General features: G+C 68.2%; 21 protein-coding genes. 8 read left to right on the top strand and 13 right to left on the bottom strand.

What is annotated here, in order from left to right; translation table 11 throughout:
* The first annotated feature begins 38 nt into the window (after nt 1-38).
* Nucleotides 39-1,196 (top strand): Mrp/NBP35 family ATP-binding protein, encoded by a 1,158-nt coding sequence (locus MNAB215_RS17780; RefSeq protein WP_108637656.1) that lies wholly within the window; start codon nt 39-41, stop codon nt 1,194-1,196.
* A 4-nt stretch (nt 1,197-1,200) separates the two neighbouring features.
* Here the strand turns inward: MNAB215_RS17780 and tatB are convergent, their stop codons facing one another.
* The 4 genes from tatB to sigE all read right to left on the bottom strand — a co-directional run bounded on the left by tatB (nt 1,201) and on the right by sigE (nt 4,511).
* Nucleotides 1,201-1,611, bottom strand: a complete 411-nt coding sequence (gene tatB, locus MNAB215_RS17775) for a Sec-independent protein translocase protein TatB (RefSeq protein WP_077079999.1) — start codon at nt 1,609-1,611, stop codon at nt 1,201-1,203.
* Nucleotides 1,612-1,613: 2 nt separating this feature from the next.
* Nucleotides 1,614-3,137 carry a serine protease HtrA gene (gene htrA / locus MNAB215_RS17770; RefSeq protein ID WP_077079998.1) on the bottom strand — a complete coding sequence of 508 codons (1,524 nt, stop codon included), beginning with the start codon at nt 3,135-3,137 and terminating at the stop codon, nt 1,614-1,616.
* 111 nt (nt 3,138-3,248) lie between these two features.
* A complete protein-coding gene (gene rseA / locus MNAB215_RS17765) occupies nt 3,249-3,638 on the bottom strand; it encodes an anti-sigma E factor RseA (RefSeq protein ID WP_077079997.1) in 390 nt (129 codons plus the stop codon).
* Nucleotides 3,639-3,749: 111 nt separating this feature from the next.
* On the bottom strand, nt 3,750-4,511 hold the full coding sequence (gene sigE / locus MNAB215_RS17760) for an RNA polymerase sigma factor SigE (protein WP_077079996.1): 762 nt from the start codon (nt 4,509-4,511) through the stop codon (nt 3,750-3,752).
* Nucleotides 4,512-4,704: 193 nt separating this feature from the next.
* On the opposite strand from sigE, the gene MNAB215_RS17755 reads away from it, so the two are divergent.
* From MNAB215_RS17755 to MNAB215_RS17735, 5 genes are all read left to right on the top strand, one after another.
* Nucleotides 4,705-5,373 (top strand): O-methyltransferase, encoded by a 669-nt coding sequence (locus tag MNAB215_RS17755; protein ID WP_077082108.1) that lies wholly within the window; start codon nt 4,705-4,707, stop codon nt 5,371-5,373.
* Nucleotides 5,374-5,560: 187 nt separating this feature from the next.
* Nucleotides 5,561-6,199, top strand: a complete 639-nt coding sequence (locus tag MNAB215_RS17750; protein WP_077082107.1) for a TetR/AcrR family transcriptional regulator — start codon at nt 5,561-5,563, stop codon at nt 6,197-6,199.
* Nucleotides 6,189-7,118, top strand: a complete 930-nt coding sequence (locus MNAB215_RS17745) for an ABC transporter ATP-binding protein (RefSeq protein WP_077079995.1) — start codon at nt 6,189-6,191, stop codon at nt 7,116-7,118. The genes MNAB215_RS17750 and MNAB215_RS17745 overlap by 11 nt, the downstream gene beginning before the upstream one ends.
* Complete coding sequence (locus MNAB215_RS17740) at nt 7,118-8,758, top strand: ABC transporter permease (protein WP_108637655.1); 1,641 nt, start codon at nt 7,118-7,120, stop codon at nt 8,756-8,758. Before MNAB215_RS17745 ends, MNAB215_RS17740 begins: the two co-directional genes overlap by 1 nt.
* A gap of 71 nt (nt 8,759-8,829) precedes the next feature.
* Entirely contained in the window at nt 8,830-10,428 is a 1,599-nt protein-coding gene (locus MNAB215_RS17735; RefSeq protein ID WP_083746329.1) for a CocE/NonD family hydrolase, read from the top strand.
* A 7-nt stretch (nt 10,429-10,435) separates the two neighbouring features.
* On the opposite strand, the gene glgC is transcribed toward MNAB215_RS17735, so the two are convergent.
* Nucleotides 10,436-11,650 (bottom strand): glucose-1-phosphate adenylyltransferase, encoded by a 1,215-nt coding sequence (gene glgC / locus MNAB215_RS17730; protein ID WP_077079993.1) that lies wholly within the window; start codon nt 11,648-11,650, stop codon nt 10,436-10,438.
* Between the two features lie 181 nt (nt 11,651-11,831).
* Here glgC and glgA point away from each other — a divergent pair, with 181 nt between their 5' ends.
* The gene (glgA, locus tag MNAB215_RS17725) at nt 11,832-12,995 is read left to right on the top strand and encodes a glycogen synthase (protein WP_077079992.1); all 1,164 of its coding nucleotides are present in this window, start codon (nt 11,832-11,834) and stop codon (nt 12,993-12,995) included.
* Between the two features lie 53 nt (nt 12,996-13,048).
* On the opposite strand, the gene MNAB215_RS17720 is transcribed toward glgA, so the two are convergent.
* From MNAB215_RS17720 to MNAB215_RS17690, 7 genes are all read right to left on the bottom strand, one after another.
* Nucleotides 13,049-13,216 (bottom strand): DUF3117 domain-containing protein, encoded by a 168-nt coding sequence (locus MNAB215_RS17720; RefSeq protein WP_003406247.1) that lies wholly within the window; start codon nt 13,214-13,216, stop codon nt 13,049-13,051.
* A 188-nt stretch (nt 13,217-13,404) separates the two neighbouring features.
* Nucleotides 13,405-13,974 (bottom strand): DNA-3-methyladenine glycosylase I, encoded by a 570-nt coding sequence (locus MNAB215_RS17715; protein ID WP_077079991.1) that lies wholly within the window; start codon nt 13,972-13,974, stop codon nt 13,405-13,407.
* Between the two features lie 2 nt (nt 13,975-13,976).
* Nucleotides 13,977-14,336, bottom strand: a complete 360-nt coding sequence (locus MNAB215_RS17710) for a DivIVA domain-containing protein (RefSeq protein WP_077079990.1) — start codon at nt 14,334-14,336, stop codon at nt 13,977-13,979.
* Nucleotides 14,337-14,373: 37 nt separating this feature from the next.
* Nucleotides 14,374-15,369, bottom strand: a complete 996-nt coding sequence (locus MNAB215_RS17705; RefSeq protein ID WP_077079989.1) for a glucosyl-3-phosphoglycerate synthase — start codon at nt 15,367-15,369, stop codon at nt 14,374-14,376.
* A complete protein-coding gene (gene folP, locus MNAB215_RS17700) occupies nt 15,366-16,256 on the bottom strand; it encodes a dihydropteroate synthase (protein ID WP_077079988.1) in 891 nt (296 codons plus the stop codon). The genes MNAB215_RS17705 and folP overlap by 4 nt, the downstream gene beginning before the upstream one ends.
* 200 nt (nt 16,257-16,456) lie before the next feature.
* The gene (fadD6, locus tag MNAB215_RS17695; protein WP_077079987.1) at nt 16,457-18,241 is read right to left on the bottom strand and encodes a long-chain-acyl-CoA synthetase FadD6; all 1,785 of its coding nucleotides are present in this window, start codon (nt 18,239-18,241) and stop codon (nt 16,457-16,459) included.
* A 34-nt stretch (nt 18,242-18,275) separates the two neighbouring features.
* Nucleotides 18,276-18,836 carry a TIGR00730 family Rossman fold protein gene (locus tag MNAB215_RS17690; protein WP_077079986.1) on the bottom strand — a complete coding sequence of 187 codons (561 nt, stop codon included), beginning with the start codon at nt 18,834-18,836 and terminating at the stop codon, nt 18,276-18,278.
* A gap of 96 nt (nt 18,837-18,932) precedes the next feature.
* Here MNAB215_RS17690 and MNAB215_RS17685 point away from each other — a divergent pair, with 96 nt between their 5' ends.
* On the top strand, nt 18,933-21,065 hold the full coding sequence (locus MNAB215_RS17685; protein WP_077079985.1) for an AAA family ATPase: 2,133 nt from the start codon (nt 18,933-18,935) through the stop codon (nt 21,063-21,065).
* Here MNAB215_RS17685 and dapE read toward each other — a convergent pair.
* Nucleotides 21,062-22,138 (bottom strand): succinyl-diaminopimelate desuccinylase, encoded by a 1,077-nt coding sequence (dapE, locus tag MNAB215_RS17680; RefSeq protein WP_077079984.1) that lies wholly within the window; start codon nt 22,136-22,138, stop codon nt 21,062-21,064. The two genes, MNAB215_RS17685 and dapE, sit on opposite strands and share 4 nt — an antisense overlap.
* Nucleotides 22,139-22,140: the final 2 nt, after the last annotated feature.

Genomic DNA, 22,140 nt, shown 5'->3' with positions numbered 1-22,140 from the left:
CAGCTGGCCGAAAGCCGGGCCGCCTACACTCGGCGGTGATGTCCGATCATGACTCTTCTGGCTCGCAAGCTGATCTGAGCACAGCAATCCGGGCCGCACTGGCCAAGGTGATCGACCCCGAATTGCGGCGTCCCATCACCGAACTCGGCATGGTCAAGAGCGTCGACATCGCGCCGGACGGCGGTGTGCACGTCGGGATTTACCTGACCACCGCCGCGTGCCCGAAGAAGACCGAGATCACCGACCGCGTCACCGAGGCCGTCGCCGACGTTCCCGGCACCGGGGCGGTGCGGGTCAGCCTGGACGTGATGAACGACGAGCAGCGCACCGAGCTGCGCAAGCAGCTGCGCGGCGACGCCCGCGAGCCCGTCATTCCGTTCGCCCAGCCCAGCTCACTGACCCGGGTGTACGCGGTGGCATCCGGCAAAGGCGGGGTGGGGAAGTCCACCGTCACCGTCAACCTGGCGGCAGCCATGGCCGCCCGCGGACTGTCGGTCGGCGTGCTCGACGCCGACATCCACGGCCACTCCATCCCGCGGATGATAGGCACCACCGACCGGCCCACCCAGGTCGAGTCGATGATCCTGCCGCCGATCGCCCACGAGGTGAAGGTGATCTCGATCGCCCAGTTCACCGAGGGCAACACCCCGGTGGTGTGGCGCGGGCCCATGCTGCACCGGGCGTTGCAGCAGTTCTTGGCCGACGTCTACTGGGGCGACCTGGACGTGCTGCTGATGGACCTGCCGCCGGGCACCGGCGACATCGCCATCTCGGTGGCGCAGCTGGTCCCGAACGCGGAGATCGTGGTGGTAACCACGCCTCAGCTGGCCGCGGCCGAAGTGGCCGAACGGGCGGGCAGCATCGCGATACAGACCCGCCAGCGCATTGTCGGCGTGGTGGAAAACATGTCCGGCCTCACCCTGCCGGACGGCTCCACGCTGCAGGTATTCGGTGAAGGCGGTGGCCAGCAGGTCGCCGAACGGTTGTCGCGGGCGGTGGGCGCCGACGTACCGCTGCTGGGTCAGATCCCGCTGGACCCCGCGCTGGTGGTCGCCGGCGATGACGGCACACCCATCGTGCTCAGCGCACCCGATTCACCGGTGGGCAAGGCGCTGCGCAGCATCGCCGACAGCCTGTCGTCGCGACGGCGTGGGCTGGCGGGCGTCTCACTGGGACTCGACCCGACCAAGCGCTGACGTTTCAGGTCGCGTCGGAGTCGAACGGCGCATGACCGGGCGCGTGCTGCTGGGCCCCATCCTGTGCACCGTTCGTCTGCCCATTCGGCGCCGGCGTCGCCGGGGCGCCGGTGGCCGGCCGGTCGAAGTTCCCGGTCAAGAAGGAATCGTCGCCGTCCAGCAGATGCTTGGTCAGCGCGGCGCGCGGCGTCATCCCCCGCAATTTCTGCAGCTCACTGAGCGGACCGCGTAGGTCGTCGAACTCGGGGCCGAGGTCCTGGCGCAGCTGGCTGGTCATGCCGCTGAGGTAGTCGCGTGCCTGGCGCAGCGTGTTCGACGTCCAGCGGATCGCACCCGGGAGCCGTTCCGGGCCAAGGATCACCAGCCCGACCACGACGAGGACCAGGATGTGCTCCCAGCTCAGGTTGCCGAACACGGCTAACCGCCGTCGGCGTCGGGTTTGACCGTCAGCGTGACGTTGCGGCCATCGCGGACCACTTCGATCGGAGCGTCTTGCCCGATGCTCAGCTGTCGCACCGCGACGACGAATTCGTCGGCGTCGGCGACCTTGCGGCTGCCGACCTTGACGATGACGTCGTTCTCCAGCACGCCGCCCTTTTGCGCGGGGCTGCCCGCCTTCACGTTGGCGACCTGCGCACCGGACGCGATCGCGTTGCTCACCGACCGCGTGCTGACACCCAGCGTCGGGTGCACGATCTTGCCGTCCTTGATCAGCGCTTGCGCGACCTGCTTCACTTCGTTCACCGGGATCGCGAAGCCGAGCCCACTTGCGCTGTCCGACAACGACTTACCCGCCGTGTTGATGCCGATGACCTGGGAGTCCATGTCGATCAGCGGGCCACCGGAGTTTCCGTGGTTGATCGACGCATCGGTCTGCAGCGCGTCGATGACGGTGTCGGTGTCGGAGCCCTCGCCGGACAACGGCACCGGGCGGTGCAGCGCGCTGATGATGCCGTGGGTCACGGTGCTACGCAGTCCCAGGGGCGCACCCGCCGCGAGCACTTCGTCACCGACGCGCACCTTGTCGGAGTCGCCGAGCCGGGCCACGCTCAGGTTGTCGACGTTGTCGACCTTCAGCACGGCCAGGTCGGTCTTGGGATCGCGCCCGACCAGGTTGGCCGGCACTTCCTTGCCGTCGTTGAACACGACGGTCGTCTTGAACTGGCTGGGGTTGTTGGCGGCTTCCGAGATCACGTGGTTGTTCGTCACGATGTACCCGCGACCGTCGATGACGACGCCGGAGCCCTGCATGCCCTCCTGGTCGCTCTTCGACTCGATGGTCACCACGGAGTTGGCGGTCGCGGCCGCCACCTTGGCGAAGCGGCCGGCCGGCCCTTCGGTGTTGTTGTCGGTCGACAGTGTCACCTTCGAGGTGGTGAACGCATCGACGACTTCGGCCGTCTTGCGACCGATCACCCCGCCGATCAGGCCGATGACCAGCGCGATGAGCAGCAGGATAGCCAGCGCGAGGTAGGAGACCTTCCTGCCGAAGAGCACGTCGCGCACACCGAGCTTGCCACCGTAGCCCGCCGGGGCGTGCGGCTGCGCAGGGGCGACGGCCGGGACGCCCAGCGCGGCCGCGGCCGCCGGGTCACGCCACGGATCGTCGGGTTCGTCGTGTTCGGACCCGTTTTTCTCGCTCGCCAACGCGGCGGCGTCGACCGGGTGGCGCTGCAGCGAATCGGCGGCGGCATCGGGCCGGCTGAACGCCTCGGCCAGCACCGGGTCGGCGGGTTGATCGTGCGGCCGAAACTCGGTCTGCTGCTGATATTTCGGCGGCCGGACGCGTTCGGCAACGAACGATCCCTGCTGACCGACGGGACGACCGAACGCCTGACGCGCCGCGGGGTCGACCGGCGGCCGGGAGATCGGACGCGGCGCAAGGCGGTCCCCGTTGTTGCCGCTGTCTTGCGTCTTGTCGAAGCCTTGGTCGGAGGTCACCTTGTCCTCTGGGATGTTCTGCTGAGCGCCCGAAACAGGCCGATGTCCACCCTAGTATCCACGGTTCCGAAGGGGTCGGTGCTAACCCACGCGCTGCGGCAGCCCACCCGGCTAGCGGCGCTTGCGCTGGTCGCGCGCGTCGCGGTCAGCGAAACGGTCTGGTGGCTGGGGGTCCTCGGGCGCGCAGTGCGGAATCTCGGACAGCAGTCCGAGCAGGGCGCTGGGAATCCGGATGGGCCGCGAGTCGCGCAACGCCGCTCGCGCGCGGGTCTGGTCGTCAACCTCGGCGGAGCATTGCGGGCACAACGACAGATGGTGTGCGGCGCGCAAATGGGCATTCATCCGCAGCTCGCCATCGACGAACGCCGCGATCGCTTCCACCGAGAGATGCTCGGTGGAGCTGAACTGACGGGGCGCGCCTACCGGCGCATCACTCTGGGAGGCGAACTGGGCGGGCAGCCACGAGAACGCGCGCCGAAACACATGTCCTCGATCGACCATCACCAGTTCCTTTCGCTGCCACCCACTCACGAATGTAGCGCGATGAGGTGCTGAATCGCTCGTCTGCATGCAGCGAAACTCAGTCGATTTGCGGGCTGAACGCGGTAAGCGCTAGGCCGACTTGGTGTGCAGCACGTCGCCGCTGTGCTCGGAGTGCGCGGCCAGGTAGTCGCGCAGCGCCTGCCGTCCGCGGTGGATACGGCTGCGGACAGTGCCCAGCTTCACGCCGAGGGTGGCGCCGATCTCCTCGTAGGACAGACCTTCGATGTCGCACAGCACCACCGCGGCACGGAACTCCGGCGGCAGCGAATCCAGGGCGGCCTGCAGATCGGGCCCAAGCCGCGAATCGTGGTAGATCTCCTCGGGGTTGGGCTCGTCGGCGGGCACCCGGTCGTAATCCTCCGGCAGCGCCTCCATCCGGATGCGGGCACGGCGCCGGACCATGTCGAGGAACAAGTTGGTCGTGATGCGGTGTAGCCAGCCCTCAAAGGTGCCGGGCTGATAATTCTGCACGGAACGGAAAACCCGGATGAAGGTCTCCTGCGTCAGATCCTCGGCATCGTGCTGGTTACCCGAGAGCCGGTAGGCCAGCCGGTACACCCGGTCGGCGTGCTGGCGGACCAGCTCGTCCCACGACGGCATCGTGGTCTTGTCCCCGGTCGCGTCGAACACCGCGGTGCCCTGCAAGGCATCCGGAGCGTCCACCCATTCGTCGTCGGGACATTCCTGGGCGTGTGCCATGCTGCTCGGACTCAAAAAGGTGGTGATGGTTGGATCCTCCGGCTTTACCCTGCCAATGGTCGGCAATTCGTCATCGGCAGCAACACGCAGCCGCCACTCGCTATTCCCCGCCCAGCGCCCTCCGCGTTCCATATGGCAACCGTCGCGCATCGGCGTATGCGCGACATAGGAGCAGTCTGAGGTTTGGCTGAGAAACCTGTTCGTTACCTCGGCTGAGCAGGGCGTTTGCGGAGGAAGTGAGCTAGGTCGCGCCGGGCGTGTCGTAAATGGTTCGGCTGCCGCGCGCCTGATGGACCGCACGGCAAATTGGAATACGCTGCGGGGCATGGACGGCACCGACCCAGAAGCCCCCGGCCAGGCGTCCCCCAGTCGAGCCGAATCGCTGTTCGCGCATGCGGAAGGATCGATATCCGAGGACGTGATTCTGGCGGGCGCCCGCGAGCGGGCCGTCGACATCGGCGCCGGGGCGGTGACGCCGGCGGTCGGTGCGCTGCTCAGCCTGCTCGCCAAGCTCAGCGGCGGCAAGGCGGTCGCCGAGGTGGGCACCGGCGCGGGCGTGAGCGGGCTCTGGTTGCTGTCGGGGATGAGCGACGACGGCGTGCTGACCACTATCGATATCGAGCCCGAGTATCTGCGGCTGGCCAAGCAGGCCTTCACCGAAGCCGGCATCGGACCGTCGCGCACCAGGCTGATCAGCGGCCGCGCCCAAGAGGTGCTCACCCGACTGGCCGACGACTCCTATGACCTGGTGTTCATCGACGCCGACCCGATCGATCAGCCCGATTACGTCGTCGAGGGCGTGCGCCTACTGCGCTCCGGCGGTGTCATCGTCGTGCACCGGGCCGCGCTGGGTGGCCGGGCCGGTGACCCCGCGGCGCGCGACGCCGAAGTGGTTGCCGTCCGCGAAGCCGCCCGGCTCATCGCTGAGGACGAGCGGCTCACCCCCGCGCTGGTGCCACTCGGTGACGGCGTGCTGGCCGCGGTACGCGACTAGCCGGGTCGGACCCGCCGGGACCAATAGGCGACCCTCAAGAGCGATATCACCCGCGATATCGCTTCTCGGGATCTGGTGGTGGTTACCCCGAGGTGCTGCCGTGGCGGATGTGACTGCCGATTTCTTACGCATTCTTAGCGCGCTAGGTGCTTGACCTCCGGTTGAACGAGCGTTTAGTGTGCTGAACATGCGTTCAGCTGACTTGACCGCAGCCGCTCGAATCCGTGACGCGGCCATCGAGCAGTTCGGTCAGCGCGGCTTCGGCGTCGGGCTGCGCGCCATCGCCGAGGCCGCGGGGGTCAGCGCCGCACTGGTCATCCATCACTTCGGCTCCAAGGAGGGCCTGCGCAAGGCGTGCGACGACTTCGTCGCCGAGGAGATCTACAGCAGCAAGTCCGAAGCCATGCAGTCCAACGACCCCGCGACATGGTTCGCGCAGCTGGCCGAGGTCGAGGGCTATGCGCCGTTGATGGCATACCTGGTGCGGAGCATGCAGACCGGCGGCGACCTGGCGAAGATGTTGTGGCAGAGAATGATTGACAACGCAGAGCAGTACATGGACGAGGGCGTGCGAGCCGGGACCATCAAGCCCAGCCGCGACCCCCATGCCAGGTCACGGTATCTGGCCATGACCGGCGGCGGTGGCTTTCTGCTCTATATCCAGATGCACGACAACCCAACGGATCTGCGGGCCGTCCTTCGCGACTACGCCCGAGACATGGTGCTGCCGGCCCTCGAGATCTACACCGAGGGCCTGATGGCCGACCGCACCATGTACGACGCATTTCTGGCCGCCGAAGATCAAGGAGAACGCCATGACAGTTGACAACTCCGCCAACTCCGCGCCGATCGAAGTCCGCGGTCTGATGAAGAATTTCGGTGCGGTGCGAGCACTCGACGGGCTCGATCTGACGGTGCGGGCCGGGGAAGTGCACGGGTTCCTCGGGCCCAACGGCGCGGGCAAGTCGACGACCATCCGCGTCCTGTTGGGTCTGGTCAAAGCTGACAGCGGAAGCGTGCGACTGCTGGGCGGCGATCCCTGGACCGACTCCGTCGAATTGCATCGCCAGATCGCCTACGTACCGGGCGATGTCACGCTATGGCCGTCGCTGACCGGCGGCGAGACCATCGATCTGCTGGCCCGCATGCGCGGCGGCATCGATGACAGACGCCGCAAGGAGCTGATCGAGCGCTTCGACCTGGATCCGCACAAAAAGGCCCGCACCTACTCGAAGGGCAATCGGCAGAAAGTCTCCCTGATTTCCGCCTTCTCGTCGCGCGCAGCGCTGCTGCTGTTGGACGAACCGAGCAGTGGGCTGGACCCGTTGATGGAGAACATCTTTCAGCAGTGCGTGGCCGAAGCGCGGGACCGCGGCGCGACGGTGCTGCTGTCCAGCCACATCCTGGCCGAGACTGAAGCGCTGTGCGAAAGGGTGACCATCATCCGGGCCGGCCAGACCATCGAGAGCGGGACGCTGGACTCGATGCGTCATCTGAGCCGCACCTCGATCAAGGCCGAGATGACGGGTGATCCGGGAGACCTCACCCGGATCAAGGGCGTCGAGGACATCAGCGTCGACGGCAACACGGTGCGCGCACAGGTCGACGGCGAGAGCCTCGGCGAGCTCATCCGGGTGCTCGGCGACGCCGGCGTGCGCAGCCTGATCAGCCAGCCGCCCACCCTGGAAGAGCTGTTCTTACGCCATTACGACACCGGACGCAGCGACAAGAAGGTTTCCGCGTGATGAGCACGGCAACTCTGCAACGGCCGGATCCCGCGGGACATATTGGGCCGCAACGTAGTTCGAATTTCTCTGGGACTCTCGGCATGCTGCGCCTCTATCTGCGCCGCGACCGGGTCTCGCTGCCGCTGTGGGTGCTGCTGCTGTCGCTGCCGTTGGCCACGGTCTATGTCGGAAGCATCGAAAAGGTCTACCCCACCGAGGCCGCGCGGGCCGGCTTCGCCGCCTCCATCATGGCCAGCCCCGCCCAGCGCGCGCTCTACGGTCAGGTGTACAACAACAGCCTTGGCGCGGTTGGCATTTGGAAAGCCGGGATGTTTCACGTGCTGATCGCCGTGGCCGTCATCCTCACGGTGATACGGCACACCCGCGCCGACGAGGAAGCCGGACGCACCGAACTGATGGACTCGACCGCCATCGGCCGTTACGCCAGCCTCAGTGCGGCGCTGATGCTGTCGTTCGGGGCCTCGATCGCCACCGGCGCGATCGGCGCGGCCGGATTGCTCAGCACCGCCGTCCCCGCCGGCGGATCGCTGGCCTTCGGGGCGGCGCTGGCCGGCTCCGGGCTGGTGTTCACCGCCGTCGCCGCGGTCACCGCGCAGCTCTCACCCAGCCCGCGGTTCTCCCGCAGCTCCGCGTTCGCCGTCCTGGCGGCCGCATTCACATTGCGCGCCATCGGCGATGCCGGCTCCGGCCCCTGGTCGTGGCTGTCGCCGCTGGGCTGGTCGTTACAGGTCCGGCCCTATGCCGGTGACCGCTGGTGGGTGCTGCTGCTGCATCTGGCGACCGCGGCCGTCCTCACCGCGGTGGCCTACCGGCTGCTCGCCGGCCGCGACGTCGGCGCCGGGCTCGTCGCCGAGCGTGCCGGCCCCGGTCGTGCGGCCCCGACGCTGAGCAACGCCTTCGGCCTGGCGTGGCGGCTGGACCGCGGCGCACTGCTGTTGTGGACCGTGGGCGTGTGCCTGTTCGGCCTGTTGATGGGCAGCGTCGCGCATGGCGTCGGCGACGAGCTCGGCTCGGGGATGGCCCGTGACATGGTCGCGCGGATGGGCGGCACCAGCGCGCTGGAGGAAGCCTTCATCGCGGTGGCTTTTACGATGATGGGCATGGTGGCCGCCGCGTTTGCCATATCGCTCTCTCTGCGACCGCATCAAGAAGAATCCGATCAGCGAGCCGAGACAACACTGGCCGGGGCCGTTTCGCGAAGTCGTTGGCTGGCAAGCCATGTGGTGATCGCGCTGCTCGGCTCCGCGGTCGCGATGCTGGCCGCCGGCGTCGTGGGCGGACTGGTCTACGGCATCGCGGACGGCGACATCGTCGGCAAAGTGGCGATGGTCGCCGCCACCGCGGCCGTGCAGCTGCCCGCCGTCTGGCTACTGTCCGCCATCGCCGTCGGGTTGTTCGGCGTGGCGCCACGGTTCACGCCGGTGGCGTGGGGGGTTCTGGTCGGCTTCGTCGCCTTGTACCTGATCGGGTCGCTGGCCGGGTTTCCCCAGTGGGTGCTCGACCTCGAACCGTTCGGCCACGTGCCGCGGGTTGGTAAGGACTTCACCGCCGTGCCGTTGCTGTGGCTGCTGGCCATCGATGCGATGCTGATCGCGTTGGGCGCCATGGCTTTTCGACGGCGCGATCTGCGATCGTGAAGACAGGGGAATTTCACGCGCCGTGGCGGCGCCCGAGCGCGCTGCGGTACGCGCTGACCCGGATTCGCGGCATGGTCCGACCGCCCGTCACGGTCACCGAAGCGCCCGCCGATATCGTTATCGACCGCGACGTCGACGTGCCAACACGGGATTCAACAGTGCTGCGCATCAACGTCTGTCGCGAGGATGCCGACGCCCCCAGGCCGGTGATTCTGAGCATCCATCCCTACGGCAAGGACAATCTGCCGAAGCGGCGCGCCATGATGTGGACCTATTCGCTGCAATACCGGGTGATCCGCCAGCCCCAACCGGTGTCGTTCTCGGCGCTGACCGGGTGGGAGGCACCGGACCCGTCGTGGTGGGTGCCGCAGGGCTTCATCGTGGTCAATGCCGATGCGCGTGGCTGCGGTCATTCCGACGGCACCGGAAAGCTGCTGTCGCGGCAGGAGGCCGAGGACACCTATGACCTGGTGCAGTGGATCGCTGAACAAGCTTGGTGCGACGGCAATGTCGTCATGCTCGGGGTGTCGTACCTGGCGATCAGCCAGTACGCCGTCGCTGCCCTGCAGCCACCGGCGCTGCGGGCGATCTGTCCGTGGGAGGGCTGGACCGACGTCTACCGCGACCTGATGTTTCCCGGCGGTATTCGCGAGGTCGGCTTCGCGCGTCTGTGGGGGCGCATCGTCGATCGGACGACGCGGCAGACCTACAACCTCGTGCAGATGCAAGACGAGCACCCGCTGCGCGACGACTTCTGGCAATCGCTGGCCCCCGACCTGACGGCGATCAACGTGCCCATGCTGGTTTGCGGCAGCTTCTCGGACAACAACCTGCACAGTCGCGGCTCGATGCGGGCGTTCACCCGGGTCGGCTCCAAGCACGCCCGCCTCTACACCCATCGCGGCGGCAAGTGGGCGACGTTCTATTCCGATGCCGCGCTGGCCGAGCAGCTGAGGTTCTTCCGCGCCGTGCTGGACGGGTCACCCGAGACCCGCAGTGTCCGCCTGGAAGTGCGCGAGGACCGCGATACCGTCACTGCGGTGCGAGAGGAAGCCGAGTGGCCGCTGGCCCGCACCCGTTGGCGGCCGTTATATCTGACTGCCGGGCAATTGACGACCGAGGCGCCAACCACCCCGGACGGCGTGACATTCGAAACACATTCTCGTGCAGCAGCATTCAGTTGGACGGCGTCCGAAGACACCGAGCTGACCGGTCCGATGGTCGCCCGATTGTGGGTCGAACTGGAGGGCTGCGATGACGCGAACCTGTTCGTCGGCGTGGAGAAGTGGCGCGATGGACAATTCGTCGAGTTCGAGGGATCGTACGGTTACGGCCGCGACCGGGTGACCACCGGTTGGCAGCGAGTTTCGCTGCGCGCGCTGGACCCCGAGCTTTCCCAGCCCTGGGAGCCAGTGGCGGCGTGTACTGAGCCGCGGCCGGTGTCCGCCGGTGAGGTGGTCCGCGTCGACGTGGCGCTGGGGCCGTCGGCGACGTTGTTCAGGGCGGGCGAGCAGCTGCGGTTGGTGGTCGCCGGGCGCTGGCTGTGCCCGACCGCCAAACTCACCGGCCAATTCCCGGCGGCCTACTCGAATTCCGGGCGCGGTCGCATCACCTTGCACTGGGGACCCGATCGGGGCGCACACCTGCTCATCCCGGAGATCCCGGGCTAGCGGCGACCTAGACCCAGACGCCCTTGCCCACGGCGACCACACCGCCGCTGCTGATCGCGAAACGTTCCCGGTCCTTTTCCAGATCCACGCCGACCATCTCGCCCGGGCCGATGACGACGTTCTTGTCCAGGATCGCGTGGCGGACCACCGCGCCGCGGCCCACCCGCGTGCCGGGCATAATCACGCTGCCTTCGACGATCGCACCGTCGTCGACGACCACGTTCGACGACAGCACCGAGTTGCGCACCGAAGCGGCCGAGATGATGCTGCCCGCGCCCACCACCGACTCCTGGGCGGAGCCGCCGTTGACGAACTTCGCCGGCGCCAGATTCTCCGTCGCACCGCGAATGGGCCAGCGCCGGTTGTACAGGTTGAACACCGGATGCACCGAGACCAGGTCCATGTGCGCGTCGTAGAACGCGTCCAGCGTTCCCACGTCGCGCCAGTACGCCCGGTCGCGATCGGTGGCGCCGGGCACCTCGTTGTCGGAGAAGTCGTAGACCGCGGCAATCCCGTCGTCCACCAATCGCGGGATGATGTCGCCACCCATGTCGTGATCCGAGTTGTCGTCGTCGGCGTCGGCACGGATCGCGTCGATCAGCACCTTGGTGGTGAAGATGTAGTTGCCCATCGAGACGAACGAGGTTTCCGGCTCATTCGGAATTCCCGGCGGTTCCAGTGGCTTCTCCAAGAAGTTCCTGATCCGGCCGGATTCGTCGGCGTCGATGCACCCGAACGCGCTGGCCGCGGCGCGCGGCACCCGGATGCCGGCCACGGTCGCACCGGCGCCGCTCTCGATGTGGAACTGGACCATTTGCTCGGGGTCCATCCGGTATACGTGATCGGCGCCGAAAACCACTATGTAGTCCGGGTCTTCGTCGTAGATCAGGTTGAGCGACTGATAGATCGCATCGGCGGAGCCGGTGTACCAGCGCGGGCCAAGGCGTTGCTGAGCCGGTACCGGGGTGATGTACTCACCGGCCAGACCGGACAGCCGCCAATTCTGCGAAATATGACGGTCAAGTGAATGCGACTTGTATTGCGTGAGAACGCAGATCCTCAGATAGCGGGCGTTGACGAGGTTGGACAGCACGAAGTCGATGAGCCGGTAGGCGCCACCGAAGGGAACTGCGGGCTTGGCCCGGTCCGCGGTCAGCGGGTACAGCCGTTTGCCCTCACCGCCGGCCATGACGATGCCCAGCACATGGGGCGCTTCCCTCATAGCTCCAAACCTAATGGCCACCGGGAACAGCTGCCAGGGGCAACACGTATTGGCCCTCCAACCGGTCACCCGCTGACGGTCTGTCCGTCAAGGTATTTGGCTCATTTCGGCGCGCCGATCGCCGTGACCTTTTGTCCTCCCCCGGCGCGCGCGACGCGTCGGCGCCAACTACGGTGCGGGTATGCGGGTGGCGATGATGACTCGGGAATACCCACCAGAGGTCTATGGCGGGGCCGGGGTACACGTCACCGAACTCGTCGCCCAGCTGCGCAGATTGTGCACGGTCGACGTGCACTGCATGGGTGCGCCGCGCCCGGACGCATTCGCCTACGGGCCCGACGCGCGGCTGCGCAATGCCAACCCGGCGCTGTCCACGTTGTCGGCAGATCTGGTGATGGCCAATGCCGCGTCGGCCGCGACGGTCGTGCACTCACACACCTGGTACACCGGGCTGGCCGGGCACCTGGCCGCGATGCTCCATGACGTGCCGCACGTGCTGACGGCGCATTCGCTGGAACCGCGGCGGCCGTGGAAGGCCGAGCAGCTCGGCGGCGGCTACCGGGTGTCAACGTGGGTGGAACACGACGCGGTGCTGGCCGCCGACGCGGTGATCGCGGTCAGCTCGGGCATGCGCGAGGACGTGCTGCGGGTCTACCCCGCCCTGGATCCCAGCGTTGTGCATGTCATCCACAACGGCATCGACACCGACGTGTGGTATCCGGCCGGGCCGGGGCGAACCGGATCGGTGCTGGCCGACCTCGGGGTCGATCCCGGTCGGCCCATGGTGGCGTTCGTCGGTCGGATCACCCGGCAAAAGGGCGTCGCCCACCTGGTGGCGGCCGCGCACCACTTCAGCCCTGACGTGCAGTTGGTGCTGTGCGCCGGGGCGCCCGACACGGCGGAGCTGGCCGAAGAAGTTCGGACCGCGGTGGCTGGGCTGGCCGCCAGCCGCTCCGGGGTCTTCTGGGTCCAAGAAATGCTGCCCAGCGCGGAGCTACGCGAAATCCTCTCGGCCGCAACAATTTTCGTATGCCCCTCGGTGTACGAGCCGTTGGGCATCGTGAACCTGGAGGCGATGGCGTGCGGGACGGCGGTGGTGGCCTCCGACGTCGGTGGGATACCCGAGGTGGTCGTCGACGGGCTTACCGGGTCGCTGGTGCACTACGACGCTGACGACCCGACCGGGTATCAGAACAGGCTTGCCGCCGCGGTCAATGCGCTCGTCGCCGACCCAGAAAAAGCGGAGCGCTACGGTCATGCCGGACGCCAGCGCTGCATCGACGAATTCTCCTGGGTCCAGGTCGCCGAGCAGACGCTGGACATCTACCGGAAGGTCTGCGCCTAACCCGGCAGGTGGTTACGCGCCTTGGCGGACCGGACACCTTCGGTGCGAAGGGCCTAGCTGGTGACACCCTTGAGTTCGTCGCCTAGGGCGGCGGCTTCGTCGGGCGTCAACTCGACGACAAGACGACCACCACCCTCGAGTGGTACTCGCATCACGATGCCGCGCCCCTCCTTGGTTGCTTCCAGAGGACCGTCTCCGGTCCGGGGCTTCATCGCCGCCATCGAGTGCTCCCTCCAGATTCGAGCTGGCCCGTCCTCGCGGGCGCGGTCGGCGCCGAGCATGACCCGCCAGCGAATTTCCAGCCGTACCCGACGTTGAACTGCCAAATCACCCTTCTATTGTTCCCTATCCGGGTGACCAAATGCACAAGACCCGGCTGTGAGGGCCTCGGCGAGCCGATCAATGCGCCCTAAGAAGTCGTCGAAGGCACCCAGCAGGCGCGGATGTGGTCGTCCACCATCCCGGTCGCCTGCATCAGCGCGTAGGCGGTGGTGGGCCCGACGAACCGGAAGCCGCGCCGTTTGAGTTCTTTGGCCATCGCCTTCGATTCGTCAGTGGCCGCAGGGATTTCGGAGCTGTCGGCGGGCCGCGGCCGGGCCGGTGGCGCAAACGACCACAGCAGCTCGGACAACTCGTCGCCGGACCCCAACTCGGCGGCCACGCGGGCGTTGGCGATCGTCGCGTCGATCTTGGCGCGGTTGCGCACGATGCCCGCGTCGGCCATCAACCGCTGCACATCGGCGTCGGTGAACCCGGCGACCTCCTCGATGTCGAACCCGGAGAAGGCACGCCGGAAGTTCTCCCGTTTGCGCAAAATGATCAGCCACGACAGCCCGCTCTGGAAGGCCTCCAGGCTCATCCGCTCGAACAGCGCCACCCGGCCGTGCAACGGCCGGCCCCACTCCTGGTCGTGATAATCGCGGTACATCTTTGACTGGGAACTCGCCCAGTCGCACCGAATCAATCCGTCATCGCCCACGTCTAGTCCTGACGGTCCTCGCCGTCCTGAGGTTCCGTGGGGTCGTGTTCGACGCCTTCAGGGGCGGCGGCAACCGAGGATGCGTGCACCGCCGCCAGCTGGCCGCGCAGCGTCTCCAGCTCGCGAGCCAGCCGGTCCAGGACCCAGTCCACCTCGCTGGTCTTGTATCCGCGCAGCACCTGGGTGAATTTCACCGCGTCGACGTCGGAGCCGGTGACGCCGTAGGCGGGCAGCACGGTCGCCGTCGTGCCGCGCGGCAGCGGGGGCAGCTGCTCACCGCGGCCGAACAGCAGACTGGCCGCGACGAACAGCACGACCGCTACCAGGACCAACACGACCAAGTACAGCAAGACCAATGCCACGCCGTCATCTTGCCCTACGGCGCCGACAATTCAGCGATCAGCGTGGCCTGAGCAGATTCATCGGCGGCCGGTCCACCAGCGACACCGGCGACGTCTGCTGTGTGTAGCCCTCGTCGCCGGCGAAGAACTGCGTCAACCCGACGCCGGAGTCGGGAATCCCGCACCGCGACAGCAGGGTCGCGATGACCTGGCGGCTCATCGCCCCCAGCTCGGCCAGCGGCCGGTTGCGGTGCGCCCGCACACCCATGTTGACCTGCGCGATCGCGCCCAGGCCCAATCGGTCGAAGGTGTCGATGAGCAGGCCGATCTCGACCCCGTACCCCGGCCCGAACGGCAGCGACGTCAACAATTCCCGGGTGGCCGCGTACTCGCCGCCCAGCGGCTGCAATATGCAGCCCAGCTCCGGCCGCAGCGCCGCCAGCAACGGCCGGGCTGCCAGCTCGGTGACCCGCCCGCCACCGGTGGAGCCCGCACTGCCATCCGCATCCTCGACACCGTCGGCCTCGCGGACCATCAGGGGCCGCCGGTAGAAGCTCTTGACCAGGTGAATCCCGTCACTCGTGAGCAGCGGGTCGACCAGCCACGGCACGAACATCGGGTGCGGGTCGACCAGGTCGGAGTCGACGAACACCACGATGTCACCGCTGGTGGCCGCGAGTGAGCGCCACAGCGCCTCGCCCTTGCCGGGGCGGGTCGGCACCTCGGGCAACGCCTGTTCACGGCTGACCACCCTGGCGCCCGCGGTGATCGCGCGGATCTCGGTGTCGTCGGTGGAGCCCGAGTCAAGCACGATCAGCTCGTCGACCAACCCGTCGAGCAGCGGTGAAATGCTCTCGATCACCGAGGCGATCGTCGCTTCCTCGTTCAGGGCGGGCAGCACCACCGAGATGGTGCGGCCGGCCTTCGCCTCTTGCAGCTGCTTCAGGGTCCGGCCGGAACGACTCGAGCTGGGGCTGGACAGCCAGACGTCGCCGGGCCGGGCCGCGATGGCCCCGGTGGCGAGATCGCGGGCGACCAGCTCCGATGCGGTCATGCAAGTCCCCTCACGGTGCGCGCAGGCGGGCGCGTCCCTTCGATCGAGGCGACCATCTCCAAAACCCGCCGGGTGGCCGCAACCTGGTGCACCCGGAACATCCGCGCACCGGCGGCCGCCGCGAGCGCGGTGGCAGCCAGCGTTCCCTCGAGACGTTCGGTCAATCCCACCCCCAGAGTCTCCCCGACGAAGTCCTTGTTGCTCAAAGCCATGAGCACCGGCCACCCGGTCTTAACAAGGTCGCCCATGTGCCGCAACAGCGCGAGCCCGTGGAAAGTGTTCTTGCCGAAGTCGTGGGCCGGGTCGATCAGCACCCGATCGCGGGCCACCCCGGCCGCGACCGCCCGCTCGGCGGCGGCGGTCACCTGGCGGATGGCGTCGTCGACGACACCGCGGGTGGTCGTTCCGTAGCGCACCCGGAACGGGCGGGTCCGGGGCAGCGCGCCGCCGGTGTGCGAACAGACCAGCCCCACGTCGAACTCTGCGGCCACGTCGGGCAGCTCGGGGTCGATTCCGCCCCAGGTGTCGTTGATCAGGTCCGCGCCCGCCGCGCAGGCGACCCTGGCCACCTCGGAGCGCCAGGTGTCGGCGCTGATCAGCTGGTCGGGGTAGGCGCCCCGCAGCCATTCGATGAACGGCACCAGCCGGGCGATCTCGGTCTGCGCGTCGACAGTTTCGCCGGGGCCCGCCTTAACCCCACCCACGTCGATGACGTCGGCACCATCGGCGACCGCCTGATGGACCGCGGCCCGGGCGGCCTCGTCGCTGAACGTCGCACCGCGGTCGTAGAACGAATCCGGCGTGCGATTGATGATCGCCATGATCAGCGCGCGATCCCCCGCGACCGGCCGGCCGCACAGACTTGCTTGCACCTGTACATAGTGCATGGTGTCGGGCTAACGGGGAGCGGTCCCTGGGCTGGCGTCACATCCGTCACATCCGTCACATCCATCACGCCAGCACCGGCACGCTTGTCCATGACCGATCCGCGAAGGTGATAGCGCATGCGCTATCACCTTTGAAACGGCAGCACGCTCCCCAATTCAGGAACTGGTGTGGCCAATGTGACAAACGTGCTGGCCGAGCCTCAGCCCTGCGGCCGCTTACCGGATGCAACCTCTTCCGGGTATTCGTCGTAGTACGGCACGTAGCCCTCGTCGCGGCCGGCCAGCACGTAGAGCGGGTCGGCCACGTCGGAGCCGTAGGCCTGCTCACGCAGCTCGACCTTGCGGCTCTTGAACGTCGTGGTCTGCTCGATCGACTCCACCACCCGCACGAACAGCGGCAGCGCGTAGCTGGGCAGCTGGTCGTACACCGCGCGGGCCAGTGACGCGCCGTCGAACTCGCCGCCGTCGCGCAGCTTGACGGCGGCCATCCCGGCCCGGCCGCCGGTGTGCGGAATCTCGACGCCGAAGACCGTGCACTGCTCGACGGACTTGTCGGTGGCCAGCGCCGCTTCCACCTGAGTCGTCGCGACGTTCTCACCCTTCCAGCGGAAGGTGTCACCGAGCCGGTCGACGAAAGAGGCGTGCCCCATACCCTGCGGGCTCATCACGTCGCCCGAGTTGAACCAGCAGTCCCCCTCGCGGAAAGCGTTGCGCACCAACTTCTTTTCGGTCGACTCCTGGTCTGTGTAGCCGTCGAAGGGCTGCAGCCGGTTGACCGGGCTGAGCAGTAGGCCGGGCTGGCCGGCGGGCACCCGCTGAACCCGGCCGTTGTCGTCGCGCAGCGGGGCGCCGGTGTCCGGGTCGTATTGCACGTAGGCGAGCGGCAAAGGCGAAATCCCGGTTGTGCGCGGCACGTTGAAGATGTTGATGAACGCGCCGTTGCCTTCGCTGGATGCGTAGAACTCGCACACTCGCGCGATGCCGAACCGCTGGGTGAACTCGTCCCAGATCTCGGGCCGTAGCCCGTTGCCGGCGATCAGCCGGACCTTGTGTTTGCGGTCCGTGGGCTTGGCCGGCTGGTTGAGCAGGTACCGGCAGATCTCGCCGATGTAGATGAACGCCGTGGCCTGGCTGGCGATCACCTCGTCCCAGAACCGCGTGGCCGAGAACGACTTCCCCAGCGCCAGCGTCGCTCCGGAGTTCATGACCGACGACACCGCGACCGTCAGGGCGTTGTTGTGGTAGAGCGGCAGACAGCTGTAGAGCGTGTCGGAACTCTTCAGCCGCAGCCCCAAACCGCCGAATGCGGCCAGCGCCGCCAGCCACCGTCGGTGGGTCATCACGCTCGCCTTGGGATATCCGGTGGTGCCCGAGGTGAAGATGTAGAACGCGGGATCCCGGGCCTGCACCGCCGACGTGGACGCGGGGTTGGTGGCCGGCGCGCCCTCGGCGAACCGCTCCAGGTCGTCGATGGTCAGCGTCGCGGTGGCCGCCGGGGCATCACATTCGGTGACGGCGCTGACCAGATCGGTCTCCGCGACCAGCACCTTGGCTTCCAGCAGTCCGATGCTGTGCGCCAGCACGTCGCCGCGCTGGTGGTAGTTGAGCATGCCGGCGACCGCACCGCATTTGACCGCTGCCAGCATGGCCACCACCGTGCGGGGCGAGTTGCGCAACATGATCGCGACGACGTCGCCGTGCCCGACACCGCGCGAGGCCAGCACCGCGGCGTAGCGATTGGCGGCGGCGTTGGCGTCGCGGTAGGTCAGTTGTTGGTCGCCGAATGTCACAAACACCCGGTCGCCGAAGCGGGCGGCCCGATCCTGGAACACCGACCCGATCGACTTGTGCGCGTTCGGCCGGGCCACCAGCCCGGTCAGCGTTCCCCGCACGATCACCAGCAAGTCGGCCAGCACACCGGGTATGCCCGACGCGATGTCGGCCAGGCCGACCGGTTTGCGCGCTTTTCCGTCGTGACCGGACACGTGACCCCTCAATTCCCCTTGACGCATCCGAAAGTTACGGCGCGCACGCCTCTAATGCGGCACCCACCTTATCGACCAGGATGAGCCGGTCCATCGCCAACTGCGAGATGTACCCGCTGTCCAGCAACCCGTTCAACCAAACCCACAAGCCCTCGTAATGGCCCCAGGGATCCAGCATCACCACGGGTTTGTCGTGCATACCCAGATAGCCCGTCGTCCACGCCTCGAACAGCTCGTCGAGAGTGCCGACGCCGCCCGGCAATACGAGAAACGCATCCGACTGGTCTTCCATGATCCGCTTCCGGTCGCGCATCGTGTCGGTGACGATCAGCTCGTCGGCCGCCGCGTCAGCAATCTCGCGGCGCATCAGCTGTTGCGGTATGACGCCGATGGTCGTCGCGCCTCGCGCCCGTGCCGCGCTCGACACCGCACCCATCGCCGAGACGTGGCCGCCGCCCCACACCAACGTCCAGCCGCGGTCGGCGATCGCCTCGCCGAGTTCGCTGGCCAATTCCAGCAATTCGGGATGCATGGGTCCCGATGCGCAGTAGACACACACCGCCCATTCGCGGGATGAATCGCGTTCGGCGCGCATATCCGCCAAAGGTAGACCAAGCTCGACGACGCGCACAGTCGGGCCTCTCACCGGTCGGGCAGTGACCGAGGACACAGGCGCAATACACTCCGGCTGGTGCCGATTCGATGGAACGTCCCTCAACACGAGGCCGCATTGGAGCAGCTGGACGCTGCCCTGGTCGATTCCTCGCGGCCGGGGGCCGTGGTGCTGGGACCCGACGGCATCGGCAAATCCACCCTGGCGCGGCTGGCCGCCGAACATCTCAGCCAGCGGTATCCCGACACCGTCGTCCGCTGGGTCACCGGGACCCCGACCGAGCGCATGGTCCCGTTCGGCGCGTTCGGCCACCTGGTCGACATCGCCGACGTCGGGAAGCCGGCCGCGCTGTTGCGCGCCGCCCGGGCCTCGCTGGCGCGCGGGGTGCCGGGTCAGCTGCTGCTCGTGGTCGACGACGCCCACCAGCTGGACATCCTGTCGGCGACGCTGGTCTACCAGCTCGCGTTGGCCGGTACCGCCCGGATGATCGTCACCGCCCGCGGCGCCGAGTTCGGCGCGACGCCCGAGGCGATCGCGGCGCTGTGGTCCGACGGCCTGCTGGATCGCGTCGATGTCGCGGGGGCCGACGCGGCCAACCCGGCCGGGGTCGACGAATTCATCGCCGAATTGCCCACGCCGGCGCGGGCAGTGCTGGAATTCCTCGCGGTCGCCGAGCCGCTGTCGGTCACCGATCTGGCGGCGCTGGCCGGCGACGGCGCGGTGGCCGAGGCGCAGGACTGGGGCGCGGCGGAGACCCGGGCGCGCGCGGACGACCCGGCCGATGTGGTGGCCTACACCGCCCACCCGTTGTTCGCCGAACGGACGCTCGCGGTGCTGGGCCGCGAGGGGGCCCGGCGACGCCGCACCGAGCTGGTCCACCGGCTTTCGCAGCGGCCGTCGGATGAGCTCAGCGACCGGCTGCGGCTGGCGTGTCTGGCGCTGGACAGTGACGCCGAGCAGCCGGTGGCCGAGGTGATCGCCGCGGCCGTGCAGGCGTTGCGGCTGGGCGACCTCGTCCTTGGCGAACGGCTGGCCCGCTCGGCGCTGGACCGCTCCGGCGACCTGGCGGCGCGGCTAGCGCTGGCGAATTCGCTGGCGTTCCAGGGCCGCGGCCGGGAGGCCGAGGCGCTGCTGGCCGCGATCGACCCCGCCGAACTGAGCGAGCCGGAGCTGATGGCCTGGACGCTGCCGCGGGCGGCCAATCAGTTCTTCATGCTCGGCCAGCCGGAGCGGGCGACGGCTTTCCTGCAGACCATCCGCAACCGGATTCCGGATGCGGGTCCACGGGTCACGCTGGACGCGCTGAGCGCCACCTTCGCGATGAACGCGGGCAACCTCGCCAATGCCGTCGACATCGCCACCGAGGTGCTGGCGTCGCCATCCGCCGACGACCAGGCGGTGGCCTGGGCGGCCAGCGCGGCGACCTTGTGCGCGGCGCGACAGGGCCGCTTCGATGAGGTCGAGCCGTTGGCGCGGCGCGCGATGGACGCCGAGCATCCGGGGCTGCTGCGCTTCACGGTCGGCCTCGGTCAGACCACCACCTTGCTGATGGCCGGCCAGCTCGAGGCCGCGGCCGAACTCGCCAGGCAGTTCACCGATTTCGCCGAGTTACAGCAGCCGGGCCGCGCGATCGGTGAGGTGTTACTCGCGCATGTGCTGATCGCCGCCGGCGAATTCGGCCACGCCGCAACGCTACTCGGCCCGGCGAGCGCCGCATTGGAACGCACCGGGTACTCCTGGGGACCGCTGTCCCTGATGCTGCTGGCGTCCGCGCTGGCACAGCAGAACGACATCGCTGGTGCGGCAAAGGTATTGAGCAAGGCCGAATCCCGACACGGAACCAAGTCGGCATTGTTCGGGCCGGAGCTCGGCGTGGCGCGGGCCTGGCGGCTGGCCGCGGGACGTGATATCCACGGCGCGGTCGCGGCCGCCCGCGATGCGGCCCGGATGGCGGAGCGCGGCGGGCAGCACGGTGTTGCGCTGCAGGCCTGGCACGAGACCGTCCGGCTCGGGGACAGCCGCGCGGTGGACCCGCTGACGCGGCTGTGCGGCGAGATCGATTGCGTCGCCGGCCGCCTCGCCCTCGCCCACGCCCAGGCGCTGGCGGCCCGCGACGGCACGGCACTGCGAACGGTGTCCGACGAGTTCGCGTCGTTGGGCATGCGCGCGGCGGCCTCCGATGCCGCCGCGCAGGCGGCGCAGTACTCCTAGCCGCCCAGATAAGGCCGCAGCATCGCCACGGCCGCGGAGATCGCGGCGGCGGGCACCCGCTCGTCGCGCGTGTGCGCCAGGTTGGGATCGCCGGGGCCGAAATTGACCGCGGGTATGCCCAGCGCGGCGAACCGGGACACGTCGGTCCAGCCGTACTTCGCCCGGACCTGCCCGCCGGCGGCCTCGACCAGAGCCTTGGCGGCCGGCTGCGACAGGCCGGGTAGTGCGCCCGCCGCGGAGTCGGTCTGCTCGATCTGCACGTCGATGCCGTCGAACACGTCGTGCACGTGTTGCAGCGCGTCGACGGGCGTCCGGTCCGGGGCGAAGCGGTAGTTGACCGTGACGGATGCGGCGTCGGGAATGACGTTGCCGGCCACTCCGCCGTCGACGCGGACCGCTGACAACCCTTCGCGGTACGCGCACCCGTCGATGTCCACCGTGCGGGCCTGATAGCGGGCCAGCCGGTCCAGGACGGTGCCCAGCTTGTGAATTGCGTTGTCGCCCAACCAGGATCGCGCCGAGTGCGCCCGTGTTCCGGCGGCGCTGATCACCACGCGCAGCGTCCCCTGACAGCCCGCCTCGATGTAGCCGGCGGTGGGCTCGCCCAGGATCGCGACGTCGGCGGCCAGCCAGTCCGGCAGCTCGCGCTCGATGCGGCCCAAACCATTTGCGGCCGAATCGATTTCCTCGCAGTCGTAGAGCACCAGGGTCAGGTCATGCACCGGCTCGGCCACCGTGGCCGCCAGATGGAGAAACACCGCGTCACCCGATTTCATGTCGGCGGTGCCGCAACCGTGCAGCACGTCGCCGTCGTGGTCGGTGGTGCGGCGGCTGGGCAGGTTGTCGGCCGCGGGCACGGTGTCCAGGTGACCGGCCAGCAGCACCCGCGACGGCAGGTTTCGCCGGGTGCGGGCCAGCACGGCGTTGCCGTTGCGGACGATCTCGAAGCCGGAGGTCTGGGCGCGCAGCGCGGCCTCCACCTCGTCGGCGATGCGCGCTTCGTCGCGTGATTCGCTGGGGATGTCCACCAGCGCCGCGGTCAGCTCGATCGGATCGCCCTGCAAGTCCAGCACGC

It is taken from the genome of Mycobacterium numidiamassiliense (assembly GCF_900157365.1).
Classification (GTDB): domain Bacteria; phylum Actinomycetota; class Actinomycetes; order Mycobacteriales; family Mycobacteriaceae; genus Mycobacterium; species Mycobacterium numidiamassiliense.
This window is presented reverse-complemented; position numbering and strand designations above follow the sequence as displayed.

Coding starts and splice junctions, on each gene's coding strand:
- MNAB215_RS17780 (WP_108637656.1), top strand. CDS start 39: ATGTCCGATCATGACTCTTCTGGCTCGCAAGCTGATCTGAGCACAGCA.
- rseA (WP_077079997.1), bottom strand. CDS start 3,638: ATGGTCGATCGAGGACATGTGTTTCGGCGCGCGTTCTCGTGGCTGCCC.
- sigE (WP_077079996.1), bottom strand. CDS start 4,511: ATGGAACGCGGAGGGCGCTGGGCGGGGAATAGCGAGTGGCGGCTGCGT.
- MNAB215_RS17755 (WP_077082108.1), top strand. CDS start 4,705: ATGGACGGCACCGACCCAGAAGCCCCCGGCCAGGCGTCCCCCAGTCGA.
- MNAB215_RS17750 (WP_077082107.1), top strand. CDS start 5,561: ATGCGTTCAGCTGACTTGACCGCAGCCGCTCGAATCCGTGACGCGGCC.
- MNAB215_RS17745 (WP_077079995.1), top strand. CDS start 6,189: ATGACAGTTGACAACTCCGCCAACTCCGCGCCGATCGAAGTCCGCGGT.
- MNAB215_RS17740 (WP_108637655.1), top strand. CDS start 7,118: ATGAGCACGGCAACTCTGCAACGGCCGGATCCCGCGGGACATATTGGG.
- MNAB215_RS17735 (WP_083746329.1), top strand. CDS start 8,830: ATGGTCCGACCGCCCGTCACGGTCACCGAAGCGCCCGCCGATATCGTT.
- glgC (WP_077079993.1), bottom strand. CDS start 11,650: ATGAGGGAAGCGCCCCATGTGCTGGGCATCGTCATGGCCGGCGGTGAG.
- glgA (WP_077079992.1), top strand. CDS start 11,832: ATGCGGGTGGCGATGATGACTCGGGAATACCCACCAGAGGTCTATGGC.
- MNAB215_RS17720 (WP_003406247.1), bottom strand. CDS start 13,216: ATGGCGGCGATGAAGCCCCGGACCGGAGACGGTCCTCTGGAAGCAACC.
- MNAB215_RS17705 (WP_077079989.1), bottom strand. CDS start 15,369: ATGACCGCATCGGAGCTGGTCGCCCGCGATCTCGCCACCGGGGCCATC.
- folP (WP_077079988.1), bottom strand. CDS start 16,256: ATGCACTATGTACAGGTGCAAGCAAGTCTGTGCGGCCGGCCGGTCGCG.
- MNAB215_RS17690 (WP_077079986.1), bottom strand. CDS start 18,836: ATGCGCGCCGAACGCGATTCATCCCGCGAATGGGCGGTGTGTGTCTAC.